22 protein-coding genes and 1 pseudogene are annotated in these 23,553 nt (G+C 71.2%); 14 read left to right on the forward strand and 9 right to left on the reverse strand.

The genetic code is table 11. The features are described 5' to 3' along the window. Positions 1 to 24: 24 nt before the first annotated feature. Together OG568_RS57145 and OG568_RS57150 are read left to right on the forward strand one after the other, a co-directional pair. On the forward strand, positions 25 to 891 hold the full coding sequence (locus OG568_RS57145) for an RNA polymerase sigma-70 factor (RefSeq protein ID WP_266592781.1): 867 nt from the start codon (positions 25 to 27) through the stop codon (positions 889 to 891). 129 nt (positions 892 to 1,020) lie between these two features. Beyond that, a complete protein-coding gene (locus tag OG568_RS57150; protein WP_329537876.1) occupies positions 1,021 to 1,545 on the forward strand; it encodes a nuclear transport factor 2 family protein in 525 nt (174 codons plus the stop codon). On the opposite strand, the gene OG568_RS57155 is transcribed toward OG568_RS57150, so the two are convergent. The 8 genes and pseudogenes from OG568_RS57155 to OG568_RS57190 form a co-directional block, all read right to left on the reverse strand. Then, on the reverse strand, positions 1,538 to 2,920 hold the full coding sequence (locus tag OG568_RS57155; RefSeq protein ID WP_329537877.1) for a nucleotide pyrophosphatase/phosphodiesterase family protein: 1,383 nt from the start codon (positions 2,918 to 2,920) through the stop codon (positions 1,538 to 1,540). The two genes, OG568_RS57150 and OG568_RS57155, sit on opposite strands and share 8 nt — an antisense overlap. Next, positions 2,917 to 4,086 carry a metabolite traffic protein EboE gene (eboE, locus tag OG568_RS57160; RefSeq protein WP_329537878.1) on the reverse strand — a complete coding sequence of 390 codons (1,170 nt, stop codon included), beginning with the start codon at positions 4,084 to 4,086 and terminating at the stop codon, positions 2,917 to 2,919. The genes OG568_RS57155 and eboE overlap by 4 nt, the downstream gene beginning before the upstream one ends. A gap of 3 nt (positions 4,087 to 4,089) precedes the next feature. Beyond that, entirely contained in the window at positions 4,090 to 4,938 is an 849-nt protein-coding gene (locus OG568_RS57165; RefSeq protein ID WP_266592773.1) for a TatD family hydrolase, read from the reverse strand. Then, complete coding sequence (locus tag OG568_RS57170; RefSeq protein WP_329538307.1) at positions 4,938 to 5,639, reverse strand: EboA domain-containing protein; 702 nt, start codon at positions 5,637 to 5,639, stop codon at positions 4,938 to 4,940. The genes OG568_RS57165 and OG568_RS57170 overlap by 1 nt, the downstream gene beginning before the upstream one ends. Continuing rightward, a pseudogene (locus OG568_RS57175) lies at positions 5,613 to 6,449 on the reverse strand (sugar phosphate isomerase/epimerase family protein); the annotation flags it as partial. The pseudogene OG568_RS57175 and the gene OG568_RS57170, both read right to left, overlap by 27 nt. Beyond that, positions 6,446 to 7,345: an SCO3242 family prenyltransferase gene (locus tag OG568_RS57180; protein WP_329537879.1), complete on the reverse strand. Its 900-nt coding sequence runs from the start codon at positions 7,343 to 7,345 to the stop codon at positions 6,446 to 6,448. The gene OG568_RS57180 and the pseudogene OG568_RS57175, both read right to left, overlap by 4 nt. Next, on the reverse strand, positions 7,342 to 8,496 hold the full coding sequence (locus OG568_RS57185) for an inositol-3-phosphate synthase (protein WP_329537880.1): 1,155 nt from the start codon (positions 8,494 to 8,496) through the stop codon (positions 7,342 to 7,344). The genes OG568_RS57180 and OG568_RS57185 overlap by 4 nt, the downstream gene beginning before the upstream one ends. A gap of 54 nt (positions 8,497 to 8,550) precedes the next feature. Next, positions 8,551 to 9,585, reverse strand: a complete 1,035-nt coding sequence (locus OG568_RS57190) for a ParB/RepB/Spo0J family partition protein (protein ID WP_329537881.1) — start codon at positions 9,583 to 9,585, stop codon at positions 8,551 to 8,553. Between the two features lie 225 nt (positions 9,586 to 9,810). Between OG568_RS57190 and OG568_RS57195 the strand changes: the two genes are divergently transcribed. The 3 genes from OG568_RS57195 (at position 9,811) to OG568_RS57205 (ending at position 11,957) form a co-directional block, all read left to right on the forward strand. Continuing rightward, on the forward strand, positions 9,811 to 10,287 hold the full coding sequence (locus tag OG568_RS57195; RefSeq protein ID WP_329537882.1) for a carboxymuconolactone decarboxylase family protein: 477 nt from the start codon (positions 9,811 to 9,813) through the stop codon (positions 10,285 to 10,287). Between the two features lie 257 nt (positions 10,288 to 10,544). Then, the gene (locus OG568_RS57200; RefSeq protein WP_329537883.1) at positions 10,545 to 11,753 is read left to right on the forward strand and encodes a cytochrome P450; all 1,209 of its coding nucleotides are present in this window, start codon (positions 10,545 to 10,547) and stop codon (positions 11,751 to 11,753) included. 9 nt (positions 11,754 to 11,762) lie between these two features. Beyond that, positions 11,763 to 11,957, forward strand: coding sequence for a ferredoxin (locus OG568_RS57205; protein WP_266592761.1), 195 nt, complete (start codon positions 11,763 to 11,765; stop codon positions 11,955 to 11,957). Positions 11,958 to 12,288: 331 nt separating this feature from the next. Here the strand turns inward: OG568_RS57205 and OG568_RS57210 are convergent, their stop codons facing one another. Then, on the reverse strand, positions 12,289 to 14,244 hold the full coding sequence (locus tag OG568_RS57210) for an acyl-CoA dehydrogenase family protein (RefSeq protein ID WP_329537884.1): 1,956 nt from the start codon (positions 14,242 to 14,244) through the stop codon (positions 12,289 to 12,291). A 378-nt stretch (positions 14,245 to 14,622) separates the two neighbouring features. Between OG568_RS57210 and OG568_RS57215 the strand changes: the two genes are divergently transcribed. The 9 genes from OG568_RS57215 (at position 14,623) to OG568_RS57255 (ending at position 23,443) form a co-directional block, all read left to right on the forward strand. Next, entirely contained in the window at positions 14,623 to 15,315 is a 693-nt protein-coding gene (locus tag OG568_RS57215; RefSeq protein ID WP_266592757.1) for a ScbR family autoregulator-binding transcription factor, read from the forward strand. A 109-nt stretch (positions 15,316 to 15,424) separates the two neighbouring features. Continuing rightward, a complete protein-coding gene (locus OG568_RS57220) occupies positions 15,425 to 16,648 on the forward strand; it encodes a cytochrome P450 family protein (RefSeq protein ID WP_329537885.1) in 1,224 nt (407 codons plus the stop codon). A 137-nt stretch (positions 16,649 to 16,785) separates the two neighbouring features. Next, on the forward strand, positions 16,786 to 16,989 hold the full coding sequence (locus OG568_RS57225) for an acyl-CoA carboxylase epsilon subunit (protein WP_266592753.1): 204 nt from the start codon (positions 16,786 to 16,788) through the stop codon (positions 16,987 to 16,989). Between the two features lie 142 nt (positions 16,990 to 17,131). Next, positions 17,132 to 18,724 (forward strand): acyl-CoA carboxylase subunit beta, encoded by a 1,593-nt coding sequence (locus tag OG568_RS57230; protein ID WP_329537886.1) that lies wholly within the window; start codon positions 17,132 to 17,134, stop codon positions 18,722 to 18,724. A 73-nt stretch (positions 18,725 to 18,797) separates the two neighbouring features. After that, positions 18,798 to 19,430, forward strand: coding sequence for a ScbR family autoregulator-binding transcription factor (locus tag OG568_RS57235; protein ID WP_329537887.1), 633 nt, complete (start codon positions 18,798 to 18,800; stop codon positions 19,428 to 19,430). 310 nt (positions 19,431 to 19,740) lie between these two features. After that, on the forward strand, positions 19,741 to 20,577 hold the full coding sequence (locus OG568_RS57240) for an AfsR/SARP family transcriptional regulator (protein ID WP_329537888.1): 837 nt from the start codon (positions 19,741 to 19,743) through the stop codon (positions 20,575 to 20,577). Positions 20,578 to 20,833: 256 nt separating this feature from the next. After that, positions 20,834 to 21,655 (forward strand): AfsR/SARP family transcriptional regulator, encoded by an 822-nt coding sequence (locus OG568_RS57245; protein ID WP_266592745.1) that lies wholly within the window; start codon positions 20,834 to 20,836, stop codon positions 21,653 to 21,655. Between the two features lie 97 nt (positions 21,656 to 21,752). Beyond that, positions 21,753 to 22,406: a thioesterase II family protein gene (locus OG568_RS57250; protein WP_329537889.1), complete on the forward strand. Its 654-nt coding sequence runs from the start codon at positions 21,753 to 21,755 to the stop codon at positions 22,404 to 22,406. Between the two features lie 83 nt (positions 22,407 to 22,489). Further along, the gene (locus OG568_RS57255) at positions 22,490 to 23,443 is read left to right on the forward strand and encodes an aromatase/cyclase (RefSeq protein WP_329537890.1); all 954 of its coding nucleotides are present in this window, start codon (positions 22,490 to 22,492) and stop codon (positions 23,441 to 23,443) included. The last annotated feature ends 110 nt before the right edge of the window (positions 23,444 to 23,553 follow it).

Genomic DNA, 23,553 nt, shown 5'->3' on the forward strand with positions numbered 1-23,553 from the left:
ATGATCGGTGTGACTCATGACGCCATGACCGAAGATCCGTTCGTCGTCCACCGCAACCTGCTGTTCACCGTCGCGTACGAGATGCTCGGCTCCGCGGCCGACGCCGAGGACGTGCTGCAGGAGACCTGGCTGCGCTGGGCCGACGTCGACCGCAACCAGGTGCGCGAGCCACGGGCGTATCTCGTACGGGCCGTCACCCGCCAGTCCCTCAACCGGCTGCGGACATTATCGCGCAGCCGCGAGGACTACGTGGGGGAGTGGCTCCCGGAGCCGCTGCTGACCAGCCCCGACGTGGCCGAGGACGTAGAACTCGCGGAGAGCGTCTCGATCGCGATGCTGACCGTGCTCGAGACGCTCGCACCCACCGAGCGGGCCGTGTTCGTGCTCCGTGAGGTCTTCGACATGCCGTACGGGGAGATCACCGAGGCCGTCGGCAAGTCGGCGGCCGCGGTGCGGCAGATCGCGCGGCGTGCCCGCGAGCACGTGGCGGCCCGCCGGCCGCGGATGCAGGTGAGCCGCTCGGAACAACAGGTCGTGGTGGAGCGGTTCCTGACCGCGCTGCGCACCGGGAAACTGCAGGACCTGATGGAGGTCATGGCCCCCGACGTGGTCATGATCGCCGATGGCGGCGGGGTCGTGTCCGCCGCCCTGGTGCCGATCCATGGTGCCGCCGAGGTGGCGCCGGTGCTCGCCCGGGCGAAGCGGGTGGTCGAGGCGCTCGAGACGAGGACCGTGTGGCTCAACGGCGCCCCCGCGGGCCGTATCGAGTTCGACGGCGAGCCGGCCGCGGTGAGCCTCGAGGTCGAGGACGGCCGCGTCACGCGGATCTATGTGGTGCGCAACCCGCACAAGCTGACGCGCCTGGACGAACTGGCCCAACTGGCCAGGTAGCCGGGGGTTCTCGGGGCGCTTCGGCAGGCGTCCCGAGTGGTCCGGGCGGTGCAGACCGCCCGGACCGATCCTTTTACGGGACAGGAAATGCCCAGCGAGACCTCACAGACCTCAGAGACAGGGAGAGTCATGGACACCATCACCGAGGCCGCCACCACCGCCCGCCCCGCCCCCGGCTGGGCCACCGCCGCGGGACTGGTCGCCCTCACCCCGCCGCGCTCCCCGGGCGGTGAGCACGGCGGTCCGGCCCTGGACCGCCTGCTGATCGCCGAGCGCATCGCCCGCTACGGCTGGGCCTACGACGAGCGCGACCAGGCCGCCCTCGCCGAGTGCTTCACCGCCGACGCCACCTGGCGTGCCACGGTCATGGGGGAGATCGAGACTCCGCTGCACCGGGGCGCGGAGACCATCGCGGCGGCGGAGGCCGCGCTCTGGCCCCAACAGGGCGACCAGCGGCGCCACATGTTCACCAACCAGGTGATCGACCTGTCCGGCGACGAGGCCACGGCGCACGCCTACATGATCCAGCTGCGCATCCAGGACGCCGCCTCCTCGCTGGCCATCTCCGGGGCCTACCGCTTCCACCTGCGCCGTGAGACGGACGGGATCTGGCGCATCGACACGCTCCGCAGCGCTCTCGACAACCTCACGTGAGCCCGGCGAGCCGCAGCAGCAGCGACTTGACCTCCGTGGCGGCGAGCGTCCCGCTCACCTCGCCGGGGCGCGAGCACAGCAGCACCGGCCCGTCCTCGGGCCGCTCGGGCAGCCTGCCGTGGCTGCCGCGCACCGGGGCCGGATCCAGCGGGACCACGGCCATCCGGTAGCGCAGGCCCAGCTTCTTGCGGGCCACCGCACCCGCCGCCCTCACCTTCACGTACGGGTCGAGCGGATCCATGAACAGCTCGGCGGGGTCGTACCCGGGCTTGCGGTGGATCTCGACGAGCTGCGCGAAGTCAGGGGCGCGGGCGTCGTCGAGCCAGTAGTAGTACGTGAACCAGGAGTCCGGCTCGGCGAGCGCCACCAGCTCACCGGAGCGCGGGTGGTCCAGGCCGTGCTCCTTCTTGCCCGTCTCACCCAGGAGTTCGGCGACCCCGGCGACCCCCTCCAGCGCCTCCCGCACGCCGGCGACGTCCTCGGGCCGCCGTACGTACACGTGCGCGAGCTGGTGGTCGGCGACCGCGAAGGCGCGGGAGGCCATGGGGTCCAGGTACTCCATACCGTCCTGGGTGTGCACCTCGAGGTAACCGGCGCGGCGCAGTACCCGGTTGAGGTCGACGGGCCGGCTGACGTCGGTGATGCCGTACTCGGACAGGGCGACCACGGTGCGTCCCTCGGCCTCCGCGTCATCGAGCAGCGGGGCGAGCGCCGCGTCGAGGTCGGCGGCGGCCCTGAGCGAGCGCGGGTCCTTGGGGCCGAAGCGCTGCAGGTCGTAGTCGAGATGCGGTACGTAGCACAGCGTCAGGTCGGGATGCCGGGTGCGGTTGAGGTGCCGGGTCGCGTCGATGATCCACTGGCTGGAGACGAGGTCGGCGCCCGGACCCCAGAAGTGGAACAGCGGGAACGTGCCGAGTGCGGCGTGGAGTTCGTCGTGCAGCTCGGGCGGCCGCGTGTAGCAGTCGGGCTCCTTGCGGCCGTCGGCGTAGTAGACCGGGCGGGGGGTCACCGTGAAGTCGGTGTCCGCGCCCATCGCGTACCACCAGCAGACGTTGGCGACGGTGTAGCCGGGGTGCAGGCGGCGGGCCGCGTCCCAGAGCCGGTCGCCCTCGACGAGCCCGTTGTGCTGGCGCCACAGCAGCACCTCGCCGAGTTCGCGGAAGTACCAGCCGTTGCCGACGATGCCGTGCTCGGCGGGCAGGGTGCCGGTCAGGAACGTCGACTGGGCGGCGCAGGTGACGGCCGGCAGCACCGTACCGAGCCCGGCGCGCGAGCCGGCGCCGCCGAGTTCCCGCAGGCGCGGCATGTGTTCCAGGAGCGCGGGGGTCAGGCCCACCACGTCGAGGACGAGCAGGGGAGTCGGGGCCGTGGTCACTGCTGCTCCTTGAGTCCGAGGTCGGTCAACAGGTCGCGGGCGAGCCGGAGTTCGGCGGCGATGCCGTCGGCGAGCTCGGCGTTGGTGGCCGGACGTGCCGCGGGCGGCAGGGCCTGCCACGTGTAGGTCTCGACCTCGAAGTGGGTGCTGCGTGCCGTCGGCCCGCCGACCAGCACGTCGAGCGCCTCGCGCAGCACGTCGAGGGTGGAGGTCAGCGGCGGGGCGGGCGGGGCGTGCAGGGGGACGTGGAAGTGGGAGCGCCAGGGCACGGTGTCCGGCAGGGCGTCGCCCGCCAGCGCCTGACCGAGATCGTCGGTGCCGTGCAGGACGCCGCCCGCGCGGGCCCGGGTCTGGTGCAGGAAGCGCGGTTCGTCGAAGGCGGCGAGCGCCGAACGGACCGCGGGGTCTTGCGGGTTGCCGGCATGCAGGGCCGCCGACAGCTGCACCTTGGGCACGGGGATGCCCGCCCGATCGAGGGCGGCGAGCGCCCGCGCGGGATCCTCGAAGGCGGTCGCGAGATGGCAGGTGTCCAGGCACAGGCCGATGCGGTGGCCGGGCAGGGCGGCGAGCGGGGCGAGCGCGTCGGCGGTGGTCTCCACCGCGCAACCGGGCTCCGGCTCCAGGGCGATCCGGATCGAGCGGCCCGATTCCTGCTCCACGTGGTCCAGGCGGCGGGCCAGTTCGCTCAGTGCCCGGTGCGCCGCGTCGGCGGCCGCCTCGTCGAAGCCGGTGCGCCAGGCCAGCGGCAGGGTGGAGACGGTGCCCTCGGTGACGTCCGGCGGCAGCAGCCGGGCCAGCAGACGGGCCAGGTCGCTGGTGTACTCCAGACGCTCCGGATCGGTCCAGTCGGGCCGGTACACCCGGTACTTGACCACTTCGGCGCCGAAGCCCTCGTAGGGAAAGCCGTTGAGCGTGACGACCTCGAGGCCGCGCCGGTCCAGCTCGGTGCGCAGGCGGCGCGGCGCGGCGGGGTCGGCGTTCAGGGCGCGCACCGCGTCACGGGCCAGCCACAGTCCGACGCCCAGACGGTCGGTGCCCAGGCGCCGGCGGACCGGTTCGCAGTGCTCGGCGAGCTGGGCGACGACACCGTCGAGGGTCTCGGCCGGATGGACGTTGGTGCAGTACGCGAGGTGCACGGTCGAGCCGTCGGGGTGGGTCAGGCGCACGGCTCATTCGCCCCCGCGCAGTATGGAGTTGCCCTCGTGCAGCGACGCGGGCTTCGCGAGCTCCAGGGCGAGCCGGCCGCTGAGTCCGTAGAACGCGACGGGGTTGCGCCACAGCACCCGGTCCACATCGTCCTCGTCGAAGCCGGCGGCGAGCATAGCCTCGCCGACCTTGCGGGTCTTGAGCGGATCGCTCCTGCCCCAGTCCGCGGCCGAGTTGACCAGGACCCGCTCGGGCCCGTACTCCTTCAGGACGGCGACCATGCGGTGCTCGTCCATCTTGGTGTCCGGGTAGACGGAGAAGCCGAGCCAGGCGCCGGCCGCTCTGGCCTCCTTGACCGTGGTCTCGTTGAGGTGGTCGACCAGGACCTGATCGACCGGCAGCTTCGACTCGGCGACCACGTCGAGGGTGCGGCGCAGACCCACCAGCTTGTCGCGGTGCGGGGTGTGCACCAGCGCGGGCAGCCCGTGCTCCGCGGCGAGTTCGAGCTGCGCGGCGAGCGCCGTGTCCTCGGCGGGCGTCATCGAGTCGTAGCCGATCTCGCCGACTGCGACGACGCCGTCCTTGACCAGATAGCGCGACAGTTCGTCCAGGACCGGGGTGCAGCGCGGGTCGTTCGCCTCCTTCGGGTTGAGGGCGATCGTGCAGTGGTGCGCGATCCCGTACTGCGCGGCCCGGAACGGCTCCCAGCCGAGGAGCGCGTCGAAGTAGTCCAGGAAGCTCTGCGGCGAGGTGCGCGGCTGGCCGAGCCAGAAGGCGGGCTCGACCAGTGCGCGCACCCCGGCCGTGTACATCGCCTCGTAGTCGTCGGTGGTGCGCGAGGTCATGTGGATGTGCGGGTCGAAGATGCGCATCAGACTTCCTTGGCGGTCAGGGCGAGTACGTGGCTGAGGTCCTCGGGGACGGCTCGCCCCGCGGCGGTGCGCTCCGCGGCGAAGTCACCCAGCATGCGGGCGAGTTCGCGGTCCCCGCGGGCCCGGTCCGCGAGCCCCGCGACGGCGGCCAGGGGCACCCCGGTGAACAGGCACTTCAGGACGGCGTGGCGCCAGGCGTGGGCGTCCAGATGCGCCGTGGCGAAGGGTCCGACGGCGGCGGCGACGAGCCCGGTGTCGTTGGCGCGCAGCGCGTCCTCGACCAGCGCCACCCCCTCCCGCGGGGGGAGCCGCAGATGCGGCAGGGCCAGCAGGACGGCGCGACGCTCGGCGCCGGTGCCCCGCTCGTAGAGCCGTCTCACCGCGGCCGCGTCGGGGCGGGCCGTGCGCAGCAGGAGCACCCGGGCCGCCTCCGTCGCCTCCGGCGAGCCGCACTCGCGGCCGGCCGCCGCGAAGCGCAGTTCCCACTTCGGCACACCCCGGCGCGGCGAGTCCGGCGCACGGTGCGCGGCCTTGTGCGCCTCGGCGAGCGCGTCCTCGATCCAGGCGGCGCCCCTCAGGCCGAGGCGGGCCGGCAGTTCCTCACGCGTGATCGGCATCCGGGTCTCCCTACGCGGACGGGGCCGCGAGCGCGGCGACGGGTGCCGGGCGGCGCCCGGGAGCTGCGCGCGCAGGAACTCCATGGAGGAGCGGGCCAGTTCGGGCCCGGCGTGCGAGTGGCGGGGCAGCTCGACCACGGTGAGGCCCTGGTACCCGGTGGCGTCGAGCGCGGCCAGCACCGGCGGGAAGTCGATCTCACCGTCCCCGAAGGGCAGATGCTCGTGCACACCGCGCCGCATGTCCTCGATCTGCACGTGCCGCAGCCAGGGACCGGCGGCTCTCACACACTCGGCCGGCGGCAGCGGCTCCAGGCACTGGCAGTGGCCGATGTCGAGGGTGAGGCCGAGCTGCGGGTGGTCGCCCAGCAGGGCGCGCAGCCGGTGGAAGTCGGCCAGCGACTGGACGAGATGACCGGGCTCCGGCTCGAGCGCGAGCGGCACACCGGCCTGCGCGGCGGCGTCGAGGACGGGGCCCAGGGAGTCGCCGAGCAGTTGCCAGGCGGCGCTCTCGCCGGTGACGACGGAGCGTACGCCGCTGAAGCAGTGCACCGCGTGCGCGCCGAGGTCAGCGGCCACCCGCACCGCGGTGACCAGCAGCTCGGTCCGTGCCGCCCGGGCCTCGGGCTCCGGTTCGAGCAGGCTCGGGGCGTGCTTGCGGCGCGGGTCGAGCACATAGCGGGCGCCGGTCTCGACGGTGACGGACAGGCCCAGTCTGTCCAGCCGTGCGGCGATACGGGCGACCCGGCCGGCGAGATCGGGGCCGAACGGGTCGAGGTGCATGTGGTCGAGGGTCAGGCCGACCCCGTCATAGCCGAGTTCGGCCAGGACACCGAGGGCGTCCTCGAGCCGCAGATCGGTCAGGCCGTTGGTGCCGTAGCCGAGGCGGATGCTCATGTGGGGCTCACCTTCCTGGCCAGCCGGCGGGCCACGGGGACGAGTCCGGTGAGCAGCGCGGCGGAGGCGAGCGCGCCGGAGCGGGCCGCGAGGGCCGCCTGGAGCGGGATCATCGCGCGGATGCCGCCGCCGACGGCCTTCTGGGTCAGCGGCGGCGACGGGTTGAGCGCGGCGTGCAGATACGGGCCCGCGGCCGTCGCCACGTAGGCGCCGGCGAGGGCGGCCCTGGCGTACGCGTGGGGCGCTTCGTCCGCGCGCCGCTTGGCGCCGGTCAGCGCGCCGAGCGCGGTCGTCGCGCCGAGCGCGGCCAGCGGTGCGCCCGACGAGCCGCCCCGGGTCTCGCCCCGGGAGACCCGGGTGAGCGCGTAGGTGTGCGCGCCGAGCGCGGCGGCGGGCCACAGGGCCCGGCGCACCACCCGGATCGAACTTCCTTCTGCTGTACGGGAGTTGGTGCTTGCCACCGCCCCGAGGAGGAGGTCGAGGCTGCGGGCCGCGGCCATCGCGGCCGGGCCCGCGGGGGTGTGCTTCAGGCGCAGGTCGTACGCCCACACGGTGCCGGCGAGGGCGGTCGCGGTCAGCGCGGCGGGGCGGCCCGCGGCCAGCGCGAGGCCCAGCCCGGCGACGGTCAGACCGGCCGCCGCCGCCAGTGCCTGGGCGGGGGCGATCCGGCCCGAGGGCAGGGGGCGGTGCGGGCGCTCGACGGCGTCCTCGGCCCGGTCGGCCCAGTCGTTGAGCGCCATGCCCGCCTCGTACAGGCACAGCGAGGCACCGGTCACCAGGGCGGTACGGGCCCCGGGGCGCACGCCGCTCGCGGCGGCACCGGCGAGCGCGTCGCCGGGGACGGTGAACAGGGCCGAGACACGCAGGAGTTCGGCCCAGTCACGGGGGGTGCTCACCGGGACTCCCCCAGCGTCGCGGCGAACGCGAGGAGCTCGTCGTACTGCTCGGCGAGGGCCGCGGTGGTGCCGTCGGGGTCCTTGAAGTAGAAGCCGAGCCCGGGAAGGCTCCCGGTGATGCCCGCCTCGTGGGCGCGGGCGGCGAGCCGGGCCAGGTCGAGCACGAGGGGCGCGGCCAGCGCCGAGTCGCAGCCCTGCCAGATGGTCTGCAGGATCATCCGCGAGCCGAGGAAACCCTCGAAGGCGACATGGTCCCAGGCGGTCTTCCACTCGCCGAGCGCCGGCACGTCGTCGATGTGCACCTCGCCCTCCGGCAGCGCGCCGAGGTTGTCCTGAAGGACCCGGTTCTTGCCCGCGTTCTTCGCCGCGGCGGCCGCGGAGTCGGCGAGCGCCGCGCCGTCGCCGCCGCCGAGCAGATTGGTGCCGGACCAGGCCCGTACGTCCAGGGCGCGCTGGCGGAACATGGGCGCGAGGACCGCGCGCAGCAGGGTCTGCCCGGTCTTGCCGTCCCGGCCCGCGTACGGCACCCCGGCCGCCGCGGCCGCTTCGGCGAGGGCCGGGTGACGTATCCCGGTGGACGGCGTGAAGTTGACGTACGCGCAGCCCGCGCGCAGGGCGGCCGCCGCGTACAGCGAACTCGCCGGCAGCCGGTCCGCTCCCTCGGCCGGGGCGGGTTCGGTGGAGGCGACGTTCACGACGACGGTCCGGGCGAGGCCCGCGCGCCGGGTGAAGTCCTCGATGTCCGCGGCGAACGCCGAGATCAGCTCCTCGTCGCCGCGCGTGTCGCCGGCCAGCGGTCCGCCGGTGCGTATCTCCCGGTCGGCTGCGGCGAGTTCACGGTGCACTGCTCCTACGAGCCCGTACGGCAGGACGCCCTGCGCGGCGAGTGCCTCGGCGCGCTTGGGCAGCGGCCAGTCGATCGTGTCGTGGCCGCCGAAGACGAGTCCGGACAGGGCGGGCAGCGAGGCGGCGGCGAACGCCTGCGACTCGGTGACCATGCCCGTCGGCCCGTGCAGGCCCGCGGCGAGCGCGGCGCAGCCGGCGACCGCGGTGGTGGCGACGGAGCCGCGGGCTCCGATGAACCAGACGCCGGTGCCCCCACCGCTGTCTGCTCTGGCGGGGATACCGGGTGTCTCGGCTTGCTCGGACACGGAAGGCCTCCTGAGGTGCGTCGGTTCTGACGAGCGGGGCGGTGCGCGGGGGCGCTACTGGGCGCGTTCCTGGAGCCGTCCGGCCAGTTCGCTCCAGGCGGCCGCGCAGCTGCGGGCCAGGTCGGCGACCTCGGGGGCCCAGTGGCAGGGCAGCCCGTGGGCGAGCGTCTCGATGTCCTGGCCGGTGACGGAGTAGTGGTGCAGCCAGCGCAGGGCGCGCCGGCCGGCTTCGTTGAGCCGCAGCGAGGGGTCCTCGTTGAGCTTGGCGAGCAGTTTGTGCCGGTCCACCGGGGCGGCCTCGCGCTCACCGCGGGCGGGCGCGGCGGGCGGACGTCGGCGGTCCGGGTCGGCGGGGGCGGGGGAGGCGGGCCGGGCGTCGCGGTAGCGGCCGGGCACGGGGTCCTCGCCCCGGTCGACCCGGCGCCGCACGTCGCGCACCGTGGCCGGGGAGAGCCCGGTGGCGCGGGCCACCTCACGCAGTCCCGCGTCGGGCGCCTCGAGCAGGAGCGCGGCGGCGCGGCGGCGGCGCCGGCCGCTGTCGAGGGGCCGCACCCGGCCGTCCCGGCCGAGCCGGGTGCCGGTCTGCGCCGCCCGCCCGGTGGCCGCCCGCGTACGCAGGCGGGAGACCGTCTTGTCGGAGATCCCCACGGCCGCCGCGACCGCGCGGTCGGACCACTGCGGGAAGGCCGCGACGATGCGGGCCGCCGCAGCCGTGCGGTCGGTGCGTGACAGCGGCAGGCCGTGGGTGACGTTGGCCTGCACGGCCAGCACGAAGGCGGCGGCCCGGTCGCAGTCGAGCAGCCGCGCCGGGATCTCGCGGCACCCGTTGGCCTGGGCCGCACGGACCCGGTGGACACCGTCGATGACGCGCAGGGTGGGACGGTGCACGGTGATGGGCGGCAGGCGGTCACCGGCCTCGGCGAGCACGCGTACATGGGCCTGGTCCTGACCGGACAGCCGGGGGGAGTCGTCCAGGAGGAGCGAGTCGATGCGTACGCGGGTGACCGGGTGCGATTCGATCCACAGGGCCGACGACGCGATCCCGTCGGGATCGCCGGCCGGGTACGTCATCTGCTCGGCCAGAGACAACGTGCACCTCCTGACAGCGTCTGCAACGGCGGATCCGTTTCCGAGCGACATTGGAGGCGGTCTTGCCGAACAGTGTCAACGCGCCGCTAGCCGGTCTCGAATCCGGCTGGAGTCCCTCTCAAGGGCGGGGTTGGCGGCCGCCCGTCATGCGCATCCATGTCACAGCCCGCCGATGCGCGGTGTCTTCAGGGATGTACGCACCGACCACGACCAGAGGAGATCGTCATGGAACCCCGCCTGAACCTCTTCGGCAGCCCCGTCGTCGCCAAGGCCCTGAAGTACTTCGCCTCGGCGAGCCGCGTGCTCATCAAGGAGTCGTCGCTGCCGAAGTCGACCCAGGACCTGGTGATGCTGCGCGCGAGCCAGATCAACGGATGCGGTTACTGCACGGACGCGCATTCCAAGGACCTCGCGCACGCGGGGGAGTCCGCGACGCGGGTCAACCTGGTCGCGGCCTGGCGCGAGTCCAATGTCTTCACCGACGCCGAGCGCGCCGCGCTGGAGCTGACGGAGCAGGGCACCCGGATCTCCGACGGCGCCGGCGGCATCACGGACGAGGCCTGGACCGAGGCCACCAAGTACTACGACGAGGAGCAGCTGTCGGCCCTGGTGTGCTTCATCTCCTTCATCAACTCCTCCAACCGCTTCGGCGTCATCAACCGCACGCCCGGCGGCGACTACCAGCCCGGCGATTTCGACTGATCGCCTCGAGTCGTCGTGGAAGCCCGGTGGACGCGCGTCCGCCCAGCGCGGCGGCCAGGTCGCGAAGCTGCCTGCTGGATCCCGGTATCCGGTGTCCTCGGCGGTGTGCAATCGCGGAATCTCCGAGGTTGCACACCGTGTGCGGCGGCCGGCTCCCGTGTCTATGGTGACGCCGGTCGCATGCGCTCTGCCCACGGGCCAGGCCGTCAGCGAGCCGTCTGATCAGGTTCACCTGTCGCTACAGATGCGAGGCATCCATGACGGAAGAAGCTGCGGTGCAGCCACTGGTCCCCTTCCCTCAGGACCGTACGTGCCCGTACCACCCGCCGGCCGGCTACGACCCGCTGCGCGCGGCCCGGCCGCTGACCCGGGTCAGGCTCTACGACGACCGCGCCGTGTGGCTCGTCACCGGGTTCACCGCAGCCCGCGACCTGCTCAGCGACCCGCGCCTGTCCGCGGACCAGGACAACGAGGCGTTCCCGTCGCCGACGGAGGGCTTCAAGAACCGCGTCCGCGGCCGCCGCCTCTCGCTGCTCGGCATGGACGACCCCGAGCACAAGGCGCTGCGCCGGACGGTGATCCCCACCTTCACGGCCAAACGCATCTCCGCCCTGCGCCCGCGCATTCAGGAGATTGTCGACCGGCTCGTGGACGACATCATCGCCCAGGGGCCGCCGGCCGAGCTGGTGAGCGCGTTCGCGCTGCCCGTGTCGTCCCAGGTGATGTGCCTCATGCTCGGTGTGCCCTACGACGACCACGAGTTCTTCGAGGAGCAGTCGCGCCGACTCCTTGCCGGCCCGACCGTCGAGGACACCCAGCGGGCCGGGGAGCAACTCGACGCCTATCTGAGCGCGTTGATCGAGCGCAAGCAGCGCGAGCCCGGTGATGCGCTGCTCGACGAGCTGATCCACGAGCCGTACGCCCAAGGGGTCATCCGGCGTGACGAGTTGATGGCGCTGGCGGCGCTGCTGGTCGTCGCGGGGCACGAGACCACCACCAACATGATCTCCCTCGGCGCGTTCACGCTGATCGAGCACCCCGAGCACCTCGCCGAACTGCGCGCGAACCCGGACCTGATGCCCGCGGCCGTCGAGGAACTGCTGCGCTTCCTCTCGGTCGCCGAGGGCGGGATGCGGGTGGCGACGCAGGACATCGAGTACGCGGGCCACACGATACGCGCGGACGACGGCGTCATGATGTCGACGTCCCTGATCAACCGCGACCCCGCTCTGCACGACGCGGCCGACGAGCTGGACTGGCACCGCGAGGACCGCCACCATCTCGCCTTCGGCTTCGGCATTCACCAGTGCCTGGGACAGAACCTGGCCCGCGCGGAGATCGAGATCGCGCTGCGCACCCTGTTCGACCGGCTGCCCGGTCTGAAGCTCGCGGCGCCCGTGTCGGAGATCCCCTTCAAGCCGGGCACCACACTCCAGGGAATGATCCAACTCCCGGTCAGATGGTAGGAGATGAGCGTGCGGATTCAGGTCGACAAGGACCGCTGCATGGGAGCGGGCATGTGCGCGCTCACCGTCCCCGGCGTCTTCACGCAGGACGACGACGGCCTGAGTGAGGTCCTGCCCGGGCGGGAGGACAGCGCGGGAGAGCCACTGGTGCGCGAGGCGGTGCGGGCGTGCCCTGTGCAGGCCATCGCGGTCGAAGAGGCCTAGGCCCTGTCGTCAAATTCCCGTCGTCCGCCCAGAGGGCGGGCCCGGCGGCGTCAGGTGCGTGCTCTCGGCGTGCCGGGCACAGACCCTCGTACTGGATGTACTCGGGTCTGTGCCCGGTGCGGCGAGAGTGCGTGCATGGCGTCGCAGGGCAGACGGGAATTTGACGACAGGGCCTAGTACCGCGACGTGGCGAACGTTGCCTGTCGCGGCACTGGGGCAGGCACCCTGGGCCGAAGGCCGCAGGACCGGGCCGCACCGTCGTCCCGCGACGGTGCGGCCCGGCGACGGGCCCCTTCCCCGGCCTTCGGCCGGGGGTAGCCCCGGGCAGGTTCTAGGAGAGCGTGGGCACGGGGCTGTGCTCGTGTTCCCCGGGCCCGGGGTCGGGGGAGGCCTGCGGGGCCCAGACATCGTGGTCGGTGTCGCGACTGAGGAACTCGTCGAGACCCACCGCGTGCCGCCCCTGGGCGATGGGGACGCTCTTGAGGTACTCCTCCGGCAGGTCGAACGCCTCGGCGAGCAGGGCGAGATGGGGGGCGAGGTTCCCGATGATCCTGTCGACGGCGGCCGGCAGCCCGCGGACATGACCGGGCGTCAGCCGTCCTTCGCTGAGCAGGTCGCCGGTGTGCCGGCTGAGCTCCTGCAGCAGGAAGAGTCGGCACAGGTCCTCCAGCAGTAGGCGCGCCCTCGGCTCCGCCGCGGACTCGATCGCGGCGAGGAAGGCGTCCGCGGCCTGCAGCCGGGCGTGTGCCGCGACCATCTCGAGGCCGCTCGCGGAGGCGGAGTTCCAGCGGGCCAGCGGATCGCCCCGGCGGCCCTGGCGCATCGCCGCACGGGCCCGGTCCTGCCAGATGGCCTCGACGTGTGCGTACAGCTCGCGCAGGTACGACAGGTCGTCCAGCGACCGTTCCTCGGCCGCGTCCGGGTCGTGACCGGTGCGGTCCACGACGTGCCCGAAGACCATCTCGGAGGCGGCCTTCACCCAGATGACGAGGTTGTCGCCCTCGGCGGTGATCCCGCCCTCGATGTTCGAGGTCAGGTCGGACAGCCCGTTGTGCGAGAAGAGCCCGTGGGCCCCGCACCGTTCGCGGCACTCGATGGCGATCGCGCGGGCCTGCCAGGTGATCCAGCCCTTGGAGATGGCGACCAGGCGCTCGGTCTCCTCCCGGTCCTCGGGGGCGTGGTCCATCCAGCGGTCGACCACACTGCGGTGCAGGAAGGTCATGGCGTAGGCCGTGGCGAGGGAGCCCAGGAGTCTGCTGTGGTGGCTGCGGTGATTCGCTATCGGTATGCGCAGGCCGGCCTTGGCCCCGGCGATGAGCCGGGAGTGGGAGTGGCGTACGGCGATGGCGAGGGCGGCTCGCGCCATGCCGAGCGTGCCCGCGCTCATGCACAGCTTGCCGGTGGTGACGCGGCTGATCGTCTGCAGAAACCGCCTGCGCGGATTGCCGAGGCCGCTGACGAGCGTGCCGTTTGCGTCGAGGCGTCCGTGCGGGCCTTCCAGCAGGGCCTCGCGCGGCAGCCGTACCTGGTCGAAGGCGGTGACACAGTGATCGACCGGGGTGCCGGGCCGGGCGGGCAGACGGCGTACGTGGATTCCGGGGAGATGACCGAACTCGTCGCTGAGCGGGGTCAGGAACAGGCAGACCCCCTGGTCCTGGCCGTCCGTCACCAGACGCGCGGCCACCAGGGCGCTCTTGGGACCGCCGGTCGTGCTGGTGTTGGGCATGAACTTCTGGGCGCCGGGGTTCGGCGTGTGCAGGACGAACCCTCCGGTGGCGCTGTCGTATGTGGCCGTGGTCTCCAGCAGTGCGGCGTCGTTGCCGTGCTCCAGTTCGGTGCACAGGAACGTTCCTGTGCGGCGCATGGAGGTGTAGTCGGTCAGATCCCGGCGGCCGGTGGGGGCCTGGTGGTCGAGCAGGCTGCCCAGGAACAGGTTGTAGTGGATGCTCTCCAACGTGCACAGCCCACCGTCGAGGAAGCCCGTCCATTCGTGCAGGCCAGCCAACTGCCTTAAGTCGAGGGTCAGTTCACGGGGATCGTCGAGCGCGGCGTTGATCTGTTGGAGCCGGGCGTAGGACAGGGTGGTGCGCTCCTGTGCGGAGAGTCCGGGCTGGTGGTGGAAGCTCTCGTGCGCGATGAGGTCGCGCCAGACGCCGTGCAGCCGGCCCCGGTCGTCGCGGTCGAACAGGATGTACGTCAACTCACGGAGGGCCGGCTCCGTGAGGCGGTGCGCATCTGCTGCTCCGATGGTGCCAGGAGCCTGCAGCGGTTGCATCAGCAGGTTCATAGCGATCTCCACTTGGAAGGACGACGAGTCAGGTTTGTGTCACGGCAGAGTGAGACGCACGCAAAGTACGTACTAACCGGTTTCTTTTTCAAGGCTCTTTGGGAACAGTTGACCTAAGCTCATAGTGGATCAATTGCCCTACAGGTAGCCGAAGTTGCAGGTCCGCAGGGGTGCTGGGCGGCCTGGAGGAGGCGCCGGTCGGGATGATTGAGAAACCGGCCGTCAGGTTTTATTGTAGGGAGCCCGGGGAGGGTAGTACTGGCGATCCGGCGAGGTGATTGGCCGGAATCGGGCATTCCGTAATGGGGGTCGCACACTTTAAGATCCGACGTGCCGGTTTTTTCCTGGCCGGTGGATCAAGGAACGTGGAGGTGGGTTGTGGTACAGCAGGAGCGGGCGGTCCGGACACGGCAGGCGATCCTGACGGCCGCCGCCGAGGTTTTCGACGAACTCGGCTACGAGGCCGCGACCATCTCCGAGGTCCTGAAGCGGGCGGGCCTGACCAAGGGCGCCCTGTACTTCCACTTCGCCTCGAAGGAGGAGCTGGCCCAGGGCGTGCTGCTCGAGCAGGTCCGCGCCCTGCCCGAGGCGCCGGAGCACGAACTGGTCCTGCAGCAGTCGCTGGACGAATCGCTGCTCCTGGCCTACCTGTTGCGGCGGGACACCGGCAATCCGATCGTGCGGGGCGCCGTGCGGCTCACCGTGGACCAGGGTTCCCCCAAGGACGGGCTGGACCGCAGGACTCCCATGGGCGCGTGGGAAGAGCACATCGTGGCGGTTCTGGAGAAAGCCAAGGAGCGCGGCGAACTGCTGCCCAATGTCGACCTGCATGCCGTCGGGAAGCTGTTCGTCGGCGGCTTCACCGGGGTGCAGGTCCTCTCCAACATCATGACCGGCCGGGACGACCTGCCGAAGCGGGTGTGCGACCTGTACCGGTACGTACTGCCGGCCATCAGTGTTCCGGGTGTGCTCGTGCAGATGGACTTCGATCCCGAGCGGGGGAAGCAGGCTCTGCGCAAGGCCTTGCGCCTGCAGGAGGAGAAGGGTCTCGAGGCCGCCGGAACGGCGTGAGCGAACGGCCTCCCGGCGGTAGGGCGCCGCACCGGGAGCAAGGCAAGTCCCCTCGAGCGCATGCGAGTTGGTGCGCGTCATGCAAGGCCAACCGAAATGGAGTGCATGAATGGGATCCATCACGTGCCCCTACGCGCTGGATGCGCAGGGGCGCGATCAGGCGGGGGAGGCCGCCGCACTGCGCGAGCAGGGCGCCGCGGCTCAGGTGACCCTTCCGGGCGGCATCGCCGCATGGGCCGTCGTGCGGCCGCAGTACATCAAGCAACTCCTCCTCGACCCGCGGGTGTCGAAGGACGCGCGGCAGCACTGGCCGCTGTTCGCGCAGGGTCAGATCACCCCGGACTGGCCGCTGTTTCCCTGGGTGGCCCTGGAGAACATGCTCACGGCGTACGGTGAGCGGCGTGCGAGGCTGCGCCGACTGGTCTCGGGCGCGTTCACCGCGCGCCGGATAGAGGCGTTACGGCCCCGGATAGAGGAGCTCACCGATGAGCTCCTGGACGAGCTGGCCGCGGTCCCCGCCGGCCAGGTCGTGGATCTGCGGGCGCAGTACGCGCAGCTGCTGCCGATGCGGGTGATCTGCGGGCTGATCGGTCTGAGCCAGGAGGCCGAGAAGCTTCTGGGTGCGGCGATGGACGTCGGCTTCAGCTCCGCTGCCACGGCCGAGGAGATGGCCGGGGCGATGGCCGCCATCAAGGGGGTGCTGACGCGCCTGGTCACCGCCAAGCGCGAGCAGCCGGGGGACGACCTGACCTCCGCGCTGCTGCAGATCCGGGACCAGGGCGATGAGCTCACCGAACAGGAGCTCGTCGACACGCTGCAGCTGCTGCTCGCGGCCGGTCTCGAGACGCTGACCACCTTCATCGGCAATGCGATCGCCGAACTGCTCATCCATCCCGAGCAGTTGGCGCACGTGACCGCCGGCCGCGTGGACTGGGACACGGTGGTCACCGAGACGCTGGGCACCCGGGCCCCCGCTTCCTACATGCCGCTGCGCTACGCCGTGGACGACATCGAGCTGGACGACGTCGTCATCAAGAAGGGGGACGCGATCATCGTGTCCTTCGCCGCGGCCGTCCTCGATCCGGGGACCTATGGCGAGGACGTGGCGGAGTACGACCTGCTGCGTGCGGAGCGCCGTGACAATCTCGCCTTCGGCCACGGGCCGCACTACTGCATGGGGGCACCGCTGGCCCGGGTGGAGGCGGCCGTCGCGCTGCGGGCGCTGTTCGAGCGATTCCCCGACGTGTCCCTGGCGATCGCCTCCGATCGGCTCGAACCCATCGAGTCGTTCATCGTCAACGGACACAGCGAGCTTCCGGTGCTGCTCGGGTAGAGCGCACCTTCAAGGCACGCAGTCCCCGCGGCCTTTGGGCCGCGGGGACTTTCCGTTCTCCGTCGGTGCTCGAGCGGGACGGCAGCAGGCGTCGAGCCGTCTCGGAGACCGTGACGGCAAGCTGAAGGAGGGGTGTGATGAGCCGCAGTGAGAGTACCCGGGCCGTGATCCGCGTGGAGCGGGGAGAGGCCCATGAGGAGGAACTGGCCGCGCTGACGTTGGTGTTGCTCGCCCTGCGCGACAGTGCCGCACACGAGGACGGTGACGAGGCCCGCCCTGTCACGGACACGCACTGGTGGCGCGGCGGTGTCGGCTACCGGGCTCCGGACAGTTGGCAGTGACCTTGTCGGGCTCCCGGCCGGGGGAGGTGCCGACGGGAGAGCAGGGTAGATGCATCGTCAATTTACAAACCGCATGCGCGGTTTTATAATCTCTCTGTGGGGCCCCGAGGCGACTCGGCCAGGCCCTAGGAAGGGACCTGTCATGGTGGCGACGACTGCCTCAGATTCGGTCGAGGTCGAACCAACCCCCATCGGCGGCCGCATCGCCGAGCTGCGCGAGATCCGGGCTCGGGCCGAAGCCGGCCCGAGCGAGAGAGCGACCGAGGCACAGCACGCCAAGGGCAAGCTGACCGCGCGTGAGCGCATCGAACTGCTCCTGGACGAGGGATCGTTCAACGAGGTCGAGCAACTGCGCCGGCACCGGGCGGTGGGCTTCGGCCTGGAGGTCAAGAAGCCGTACACCGACGGTGTCATCACCGGCTGGGGCACGGTCGAGGGCCGCACGGTCTTCGTCTACGCACACGACTTCCGTATCTTCGGCGGCGCGCTGGGCGAGGCCCACGCCACGAAGATCCACAAGATCATGGACATGGCCATCGCGGCGGGCGCGCCGCTGGTCTCCCTGAACGACGGCGCGGGCGCCCGTATCCAGGAGGGCGTCTCCGCCCTCGCCGGATACGGCGGCATCTTCCAGCGCAACACCAAGGCGTCCGGGGTGATCCCGCAGATCTCGGTGATGCTGGGTCCGTGTGCGGGCGGCGCGGCCTACTCGCCCGCTCTGACGGACTTCGTGTTCATGGTCCGCGAGACCTCGCAGATGTTCATCACCGGCCCCGACGTCGTCAAGGCGGTCACCGGTGAGGAGATCACGCAGAACGGGCTCGGCGGCGCGGACGTGCACGCCGAGACGTCGGGCGTCGCGCACTTCGCGTACGACGACGAGGAGACCTGCATCGCGGAGGTCCGCTACCTCCTGTCGCTGCTCCCGCAGAACAACCGGGAGAGCGCGCCGCGCGTACGCTGTGACGATCCGGTGGACCGCCGCGGCGACGTCCTGCTCGACCTGGTACCCGTGGACGGCAGCCGCCCCTACGACATGGCCAGTGTGGTCGGGGAACTGGTCGACGGCGGCGAGTATCTCGAGGTCCACGAGCGCTGGGCGCGCAACATCATCTGCGCCCTGGCCCGCCTGGACGGCCAGGTCGTCGGCATCGTCGCCAACCAGCCGCAGTCCCTCGCGGGTGTGCTGGACATCCAGGCCTCGGAGAAGGCCGCGCGCTTCGTCCAGATGTGCGACGCCTTCAACATCCCGATCGTCACGCTGCTCGACGTGCCGGGCTTCCTGCCCGGTGTCGACCAGGAGCACGGCGGGATCATCCGCCATGGAGCAAAGCTGCTGTACGCGTACTGCAACGCCACCGTGCCGCGGATCTCTCTGATCCTGCGCAAGGCCTATGGTGGCGCCTACATCGTCATGGACTCACAGTCGATCGGCGCGGATCTCACGTATGCCTGGCCGACCAACGAGATCGCCGTGATGGGTGCCGAGGGCGCCGCCAACGTGATCTTCCGCCGGCAGATCGCCGAGGCCGCCGACCCCGAGGCCATGCGGGCACGCATGGTCAAGGAGTACAAGGCCGAGCTGATGCACCCCTATTACGCGGCCGAGCGCGGCCTGGTCGACGACGTGATCGACCCTGCTCGGACCCGCGAGGTGCTCATCCGCTCCCTGGCGATGCTGCGTACCAAGCACGCGGACCTGCCGTCCCGCAAGCACGGCAACCCCCCGCAATAACTGCACTAGGCAAATGGTTTGTGACGTCGCTGTCCTCCTGGCTCTCGGCGTCCGCACGTCCCCAGGAGGCAGCATGGTCAAGCAGGAACGAGCCGCTCGAACCCGGCGGGCGTTGATCCAGGCCGCGGCCGAGGTGTTCGCGGAGGAGGGCTTCGTCCATGCGTCGCTCAGTACCATCAGCAAACGGGCCGGTGTCAGCAACGGTGCCCTGCACTTTCACTTCGCCAACAAGCGGATGCTCGCCGAAGCGGTCGAGGCGGAGGCCGCCGAGACGCTGCGTCGGATCACCGAGGTGGCGTGGGCCTCGCAGAGCAACTTCCTGCAGCGGGTGGTGGATGCCACCCACGAGCTGATGGGCATTCTGGCCCAGGACATCGTGGTGCGAAGCGGCTTCGAGCTCGCCGCCGACATCGCCCGCCGCACGGAGTCCCCGCTGCGCCGGCAGTGGCAGCACTGGGTCGAGGACGCGCTGCGCAGGGCCGAACGCAGCGGCACCCTCGCCGAGGGGGTGTCGTGGACGGACGGCGCCGGCGTCATCGTCGCCGCGACCACGGGCTTCGAGGTGCTCGGCGGCTCGGACGCCAGCTGGCTCTCCCGGCAGAACATCACCCGCTTCTGGGAGATCCTGCTGCCGCGCCTCGTCGATCGGCAGAGCCTGGAGGCGCTGATGTGCGCGGGTTCGCGCCCGCCCACGGCCGCACTCTGACGTACGCCGACGAGCCAAAAGAAGACCAAACGGTTTGTTAATCGATCAGAACTCGGCGGATCCGTCTTGGCTTCGGCGCTCGAGATGGCGTGCAGGAAGACTCTGGGTTCACTGCAACTTCCCTGCATTGGCGGTAGGTTGACGCCTTCTCGCAACTCTGACCCCTCTCGCGCAAGTAGATAAAACAGCATGCGCGGTTTGGTGTTGACAGACCGGTCGTGCTGTTTTTACTCTGGTGCAAGCTGGACCGCATCTGTTGACGGCCATGAAATCCCCGGAGTACTCGAGGACATGAGATAAGGGAGAGCGCGTGAACATCGAGCTACTGGGCACTCTGGACGTCAGGGAGAACGGCGTCTCCATCACGCCCACCGCGCCGAAGCCGCGGCAGGTTCTCGCCCTGCTGGCCCTCCACGCCGATCAAGTGGTCTCCGTCGCAGCGCTGACCGAGGAGCTGTGGGGCAGTGTGCCGCCGCGCAGCGCCCGGACCACCCTGCAGACCTACGTACTCCAGCTGCGCGAACTCATCACGGCCGCCCTGGAGCAGGGCCGGCCCGAAGAGGGGAAGCGGCGCACGGCCAAGAACGTCCTGGCCACCCTGCCGGGGGGCTATCTCCTCGACAGCGGCGACGGCACCAGCGACGTCAGGGAGTTCGAGCGGCTCGCGGGCGTGGGCTACCGGGCGATCGACGCGGGTGACTTCCAGGGTGCGGTACGGCAGTTGAGGAAGGGGCTCGAGCTGTGGACCGGCCCCGCCTTCGCCGACGTACAGCTCGGCGAGGTGCTGCAGATGGAGGCCAAGCGCCTCGACGAGACCCGGCTGTGCGCCCTCGACCAGCGCATCGAGGCGGACCTGCGCCTCGGCCGACACCGCGACCTGCTCGCCGAACTGACCGTCCTCGTCAACCGCTACCCGACGCACGAGAATCTGCACGGCCAGTACATGCTGGCCCTGTACCGCTCGGGGCGGCGCAGCGAGGCGCTGGCGGCGTATCAGCGGGTGCGCACGACTCTCGTACGAGAGTTGGGACTTGAGCCGTCCACCGACCTGCGCAGGGTCCAGCGCCTGATCCTCATGGCCAGCCCCGACAGCGCGCTCGACCCCGCCTCGAACGGCGGTGGCGAGCGGCTGGTGCGCAGCAACTGAGAACGAGGAATCCACCATGCGCGTGCGAGGGAAATGCCGGCGCTGACCGACTGACTTTCGAGCGGGAACCCCGAACGGGACCGGCGCGCATGACCGATCGATCTTTGTCCATGCACCTTGCCCTGGTGGTCCGGCCTTCGAGGTTTGCTCGAACTCCGCTGAAGAAAACGGTACTTCGGAAGCGGGTACGGCTAGCCTGCCAATTCGCCGACGACTTTCCGCCACAAGGGAGAGCCCGCGACGAACGGAGGAAACCATGGAGATTCGGGTTCTGGGTCCGCTGTGTGCCACCGTGAACGGCGGGTCCATCGTCCCGACTGCCGGGAAACCCCGGCAGGTACTTGCTCTGCTCGCGTTATATCCGAACCGTGTGCTGCCGGTGGCCACGCTGATGGAGGAGATCTGGGGTACGGAACTCCCGCAGAGCGCGATGACCACGCTGCAGACGTACATCATGCAACTGCGCCGCTGCCTCGGCACCGCGATGGGGCCGGATGCGCCGGGGGACGCGAAGGACGTGCTGGCCACCCGGCACGGGGGCTATCTGCTGCAGATCCCGTCGGATTCGGTCGACGTACACGCCTATGAGCGCCTGGTCTCCGCGGGCCAGGAGGCCTTCGAGGAGGGCGGCGACGAGACGGCCGCCCAGTGCTTCCGGCAGGCTCTCGCGCTGTGGCAGGGGACCGCGCTGGTGGACGTACGGCTCGGACCGGTCCTGGAAATAGAGGTCATGCGCCTCGAGGAGTCCCGTCTGGTGACCGTCGAGCGACGGATCGACGCGGACCTGCGGCTCGGGCGGCACGCCGAACTGCTCGCCGAACTCGCGGACCTGATCGCCCGTCACCCCCAGCACGAAGGCCTGCACGCGCAGGCGATGGTGGCCCTGTACCGGTCCGGACGGCAGGCCGCCGCCCTGGAGGTCTACCGCAAGATGTGGCGGCGGCTGACGGAGGACCTGGGCGTGGAGCCCTCGCCGCAACTGCAGCGCCTGCACCAGGCCATCCTCTCGGTCGATCCCGAACTCGACGTGGTGGCCGGCCCGCGGCGCGGCTCCACCTTCGACCGGTACGCGGCCTGAGAGAGCTCCGTTCGGTCTCGAGCGCCGCTCGAGGAGTTCAGGCGATCCTCGAACTCTGCCCTCCCGTTCGACCAGAGGCGCAGGAGAGGAGGACGCCATGTCGGACGAACCGCCGGTGCGGCTCTACTGTTTCGCGCACTCCGGTGAAACCTTCGACCACTGGGCGGCGAACGTCGGCGCCGGGGTGGAGCCGGTCCAGGTGCCCCTGCCGGGCCACGGCCGGCGCCGGTCCGAGCCCCGGGTGCGCACGCACGAGGCGCTGCTCGCCGACCTGCTGCCCGGCCTCACCGGCCCGCGGCGGGGCCCGTTCGTCCTGTACGGGCACGGCCTCGGGGCGATGGTCGCCCTCGCCGTGACGCGCGCCCTGCACGAGGCGGGCCTGCCCGGCCCCGCGCTGCTGGCCGTCGGCGCCTGGCCGCCGCCGCACGAGGACGCGGACATCTGGCTGCGGACCGCGCTGCCGGTGCTCCACACCGACCTGGTGCTCGCCCGGTCCGTGCAGGAAGCGGTCCGCGAGCCGCTGACGGCCGGCCCGCTCGCCACTGCGCTGCTCGCCGTCGCCTCCGAGGGCAACGCGCTGGCGCCACCCGCGATCGCCGACGGCTGGTGTCGATGGACCGAGGGGCCCACCTGGCTGCGTACCGTCCCGGGCCGGCACTTCTTTGTACGCGGTCGCGAACTGCCCCGGCTTCTGGGACGGGCCTGCCGGATCACCGGCCGCCTCGCCCGCCGGCCCGCGCCGGTCGTCTGAGCCCCGGTGTGTGCCCCTGAATTCCCGCCGTCCGGATTCCGCTTCGAGCCCCAGTGGCGCGGTGCGAAGAGAAAGGTGTGCAGATGTCTGCTGAGCATGCGGACTGGACGACACACGACGTGCGGGTGGCCGCGCCGGCGGGGGTGGTCTACACACTGATCGCCGACGCGGAGAACTGGCCGCTGTTCTTCTCCGAGAACATCCATGTGGAGCGCCTGGAATTCGACGGTGAACACGAGCGGCTGCGCATGTGGTCCCTTATGGACGGCCGGTTGGAATCCTGCGTGATGCGCCGTCGGTTGGATCCGGTGGAGCGCCGCATCGACTACCGGCACGAGCAGCCCGCCGCCCCGCTGAACTCCATGACCGGATCCTTGAGCGTATGCGCCGAGGGACCGCGCGCCAGCCGGGCGCAGCTGCGCTACGACCTCGGCGTCGTCGACGACCGGCCCGACGATCTGGCGTGGGCGCGCCAGGCCGCCGACCGCAACTGCCGTATCCATATCGCCGACCTCAAGGCCCGGGCCGAGCAGTGGACGCGGCTGGACGAACTGGCGCTGACCTTCGAGGAGTCCCTGCGCGTCAACGGCCCGCCGGAGCTGATCTACGACTTCCTCTACCGGGCCGCGGACTGGCCCGAGTGGGTGCCCCACGTCACCCGGGCCGATCTCACCGAGGACGCACCCGGAGTGCAGCACCTGACCCTGCGCACACGCACCGAGCACGGCGAGCAGACCACGGAGTCGGTGCGGATCTGCTTCCCGCACGCGGGCCGCATCGTCTACAAGGAGACGGTGCCCGCAGCCCCGCTGGCGGCCCACGTCGGCGAATGGTCCGTCGTCCCGGACGAGACGGGCGTGAGTGTGAGCGTGCAGCACCGCGTCGTGCTGCGCGAGGAGAACAGCGCCGCCGGGCCGGGCGGACGCACGGGCCTGGCCGACGCCCGCCGGCAGGTGCGCCGTACGCTCTCCGGCGCCAGCCGGGCCCTGCTCGCTCTCGCCAAGCAGCACGCGGAGAGCGCCGTGCGCATGCTGTGACGGCAGGGGCCGCCGGGGCCCGCGCGCCGCCCGCGCTCGGGCGTCGCTCGGACACCGCTGCACACCCGCTCGGGAAATCGGACGCCGCCGCGCCGGGGCACTAGCGTTCA

The organism is Streptomyces sp. NBC_01450, from assembly GCF_036227505.1.
Lineage (GTDB): Bacteria > Actinomycetota > Actinomycetes > Streptomycetales > Streptomycetaceae > Streptomyces.

Bases quoted from the DNA above. Each gene is read 5' to 3' on its own strand.
- OG568_RS57145 (WP_266592781.1), top strand. From the start codon at position 25: ATGACCGAAGATCCGTTCGTCGTCCACCGCAACCTGCTGTTCACCGTC.
- OG568_RS57150 (WP_329537876.1), top strand. From the start codon at position 1,021: ATGGACACCATCACCGAGGCCGCCACCACCGCCCGCCCCGCCCCCGGC.
- OG568_RS57165 (WP_266592773.1), bottom strand. From the start codon at position 4,938: ATGCGCATCTTCGACCCGCACATCCACATGACCTCGCGCACCACCGAC.
- OG568_RS57170 (WP_329538307.1), bottom strand. From the start codon at position 5,639: ATGGAGTTCCTGCGCGCGCAGCTCCCGGGCGCCGCCCGGCACCCGTCG.
- OG568_RS57195 (WP_329537882.1), top strand. From the start codon at position 9,811: ATGGAACCCCGCCTGAACCTCTTCGGCAGCCCCGTCGTCGCCAAGGCC.
- OG568_RS57200 (WP_329537883.1), top strand. From the start codon at position 10,545: ATGACGGAAGAAGCTGCGGTGCAGCCACTGGTCCCCTTCCCTCAGGAC.
- OG568_RS57210 (WP_329537884.1), bottom strand. From the start codon at position 14,244: ATGAACCTGCTGATGCAACCGCTGCAGGCTCCTGGCACCATCGGAGCA.
- OG568_RS57220 (WP_329537885.1), top strand. From the start codon at position 15,425: ATGGGATCCATCACGTGCCCCTACGCGCTGGATGCGCAGGGGCGCGAT.
- OG568_RS57225 (WP_266592753.1), top strand. From the start codon at position 16,786: ATGAGCCGCAGTGAGAGTACCCGGGCCGTGATCCGCGTGGAGCGGGGA.
- OG568_RS57230 (WP_329537886.1), top strand. From the start codon at position 17,132: ATGGTGGCGACGACTGCCTCAGATTCGGTCGAGGTCGAACCAACCCCC.
- OG568_RS57235 (WP_329537887.1), top strand. From the start codon at position 18,798: ATGGTCAAGCAGGAACGAGCCGCTCGAACCCGGCGGGCGTTGATCCAG.
- OG568_RS57245 (WP_266592745.1), top strand. From the start codon at position 20,834: ATGGAGATTCGGGTTCTGGGTCCGCTGTGTGCCACCGTGAACGGCGGG.
- OG568_RS57250 (WP_329537889.1), top strand. From the start codon at position 21,753: ATGTCGGACGAACCGCCGGTGCGGCTCTACTGTTTCGCGCACTCCGGT.
- OG568_RS57255 (WP_329537890.1), top strand. From the start codon at position 22,490: ATGTCTGCTGAGCATGCGGACTGGACGACACACGACGTGCGGGTGGCC.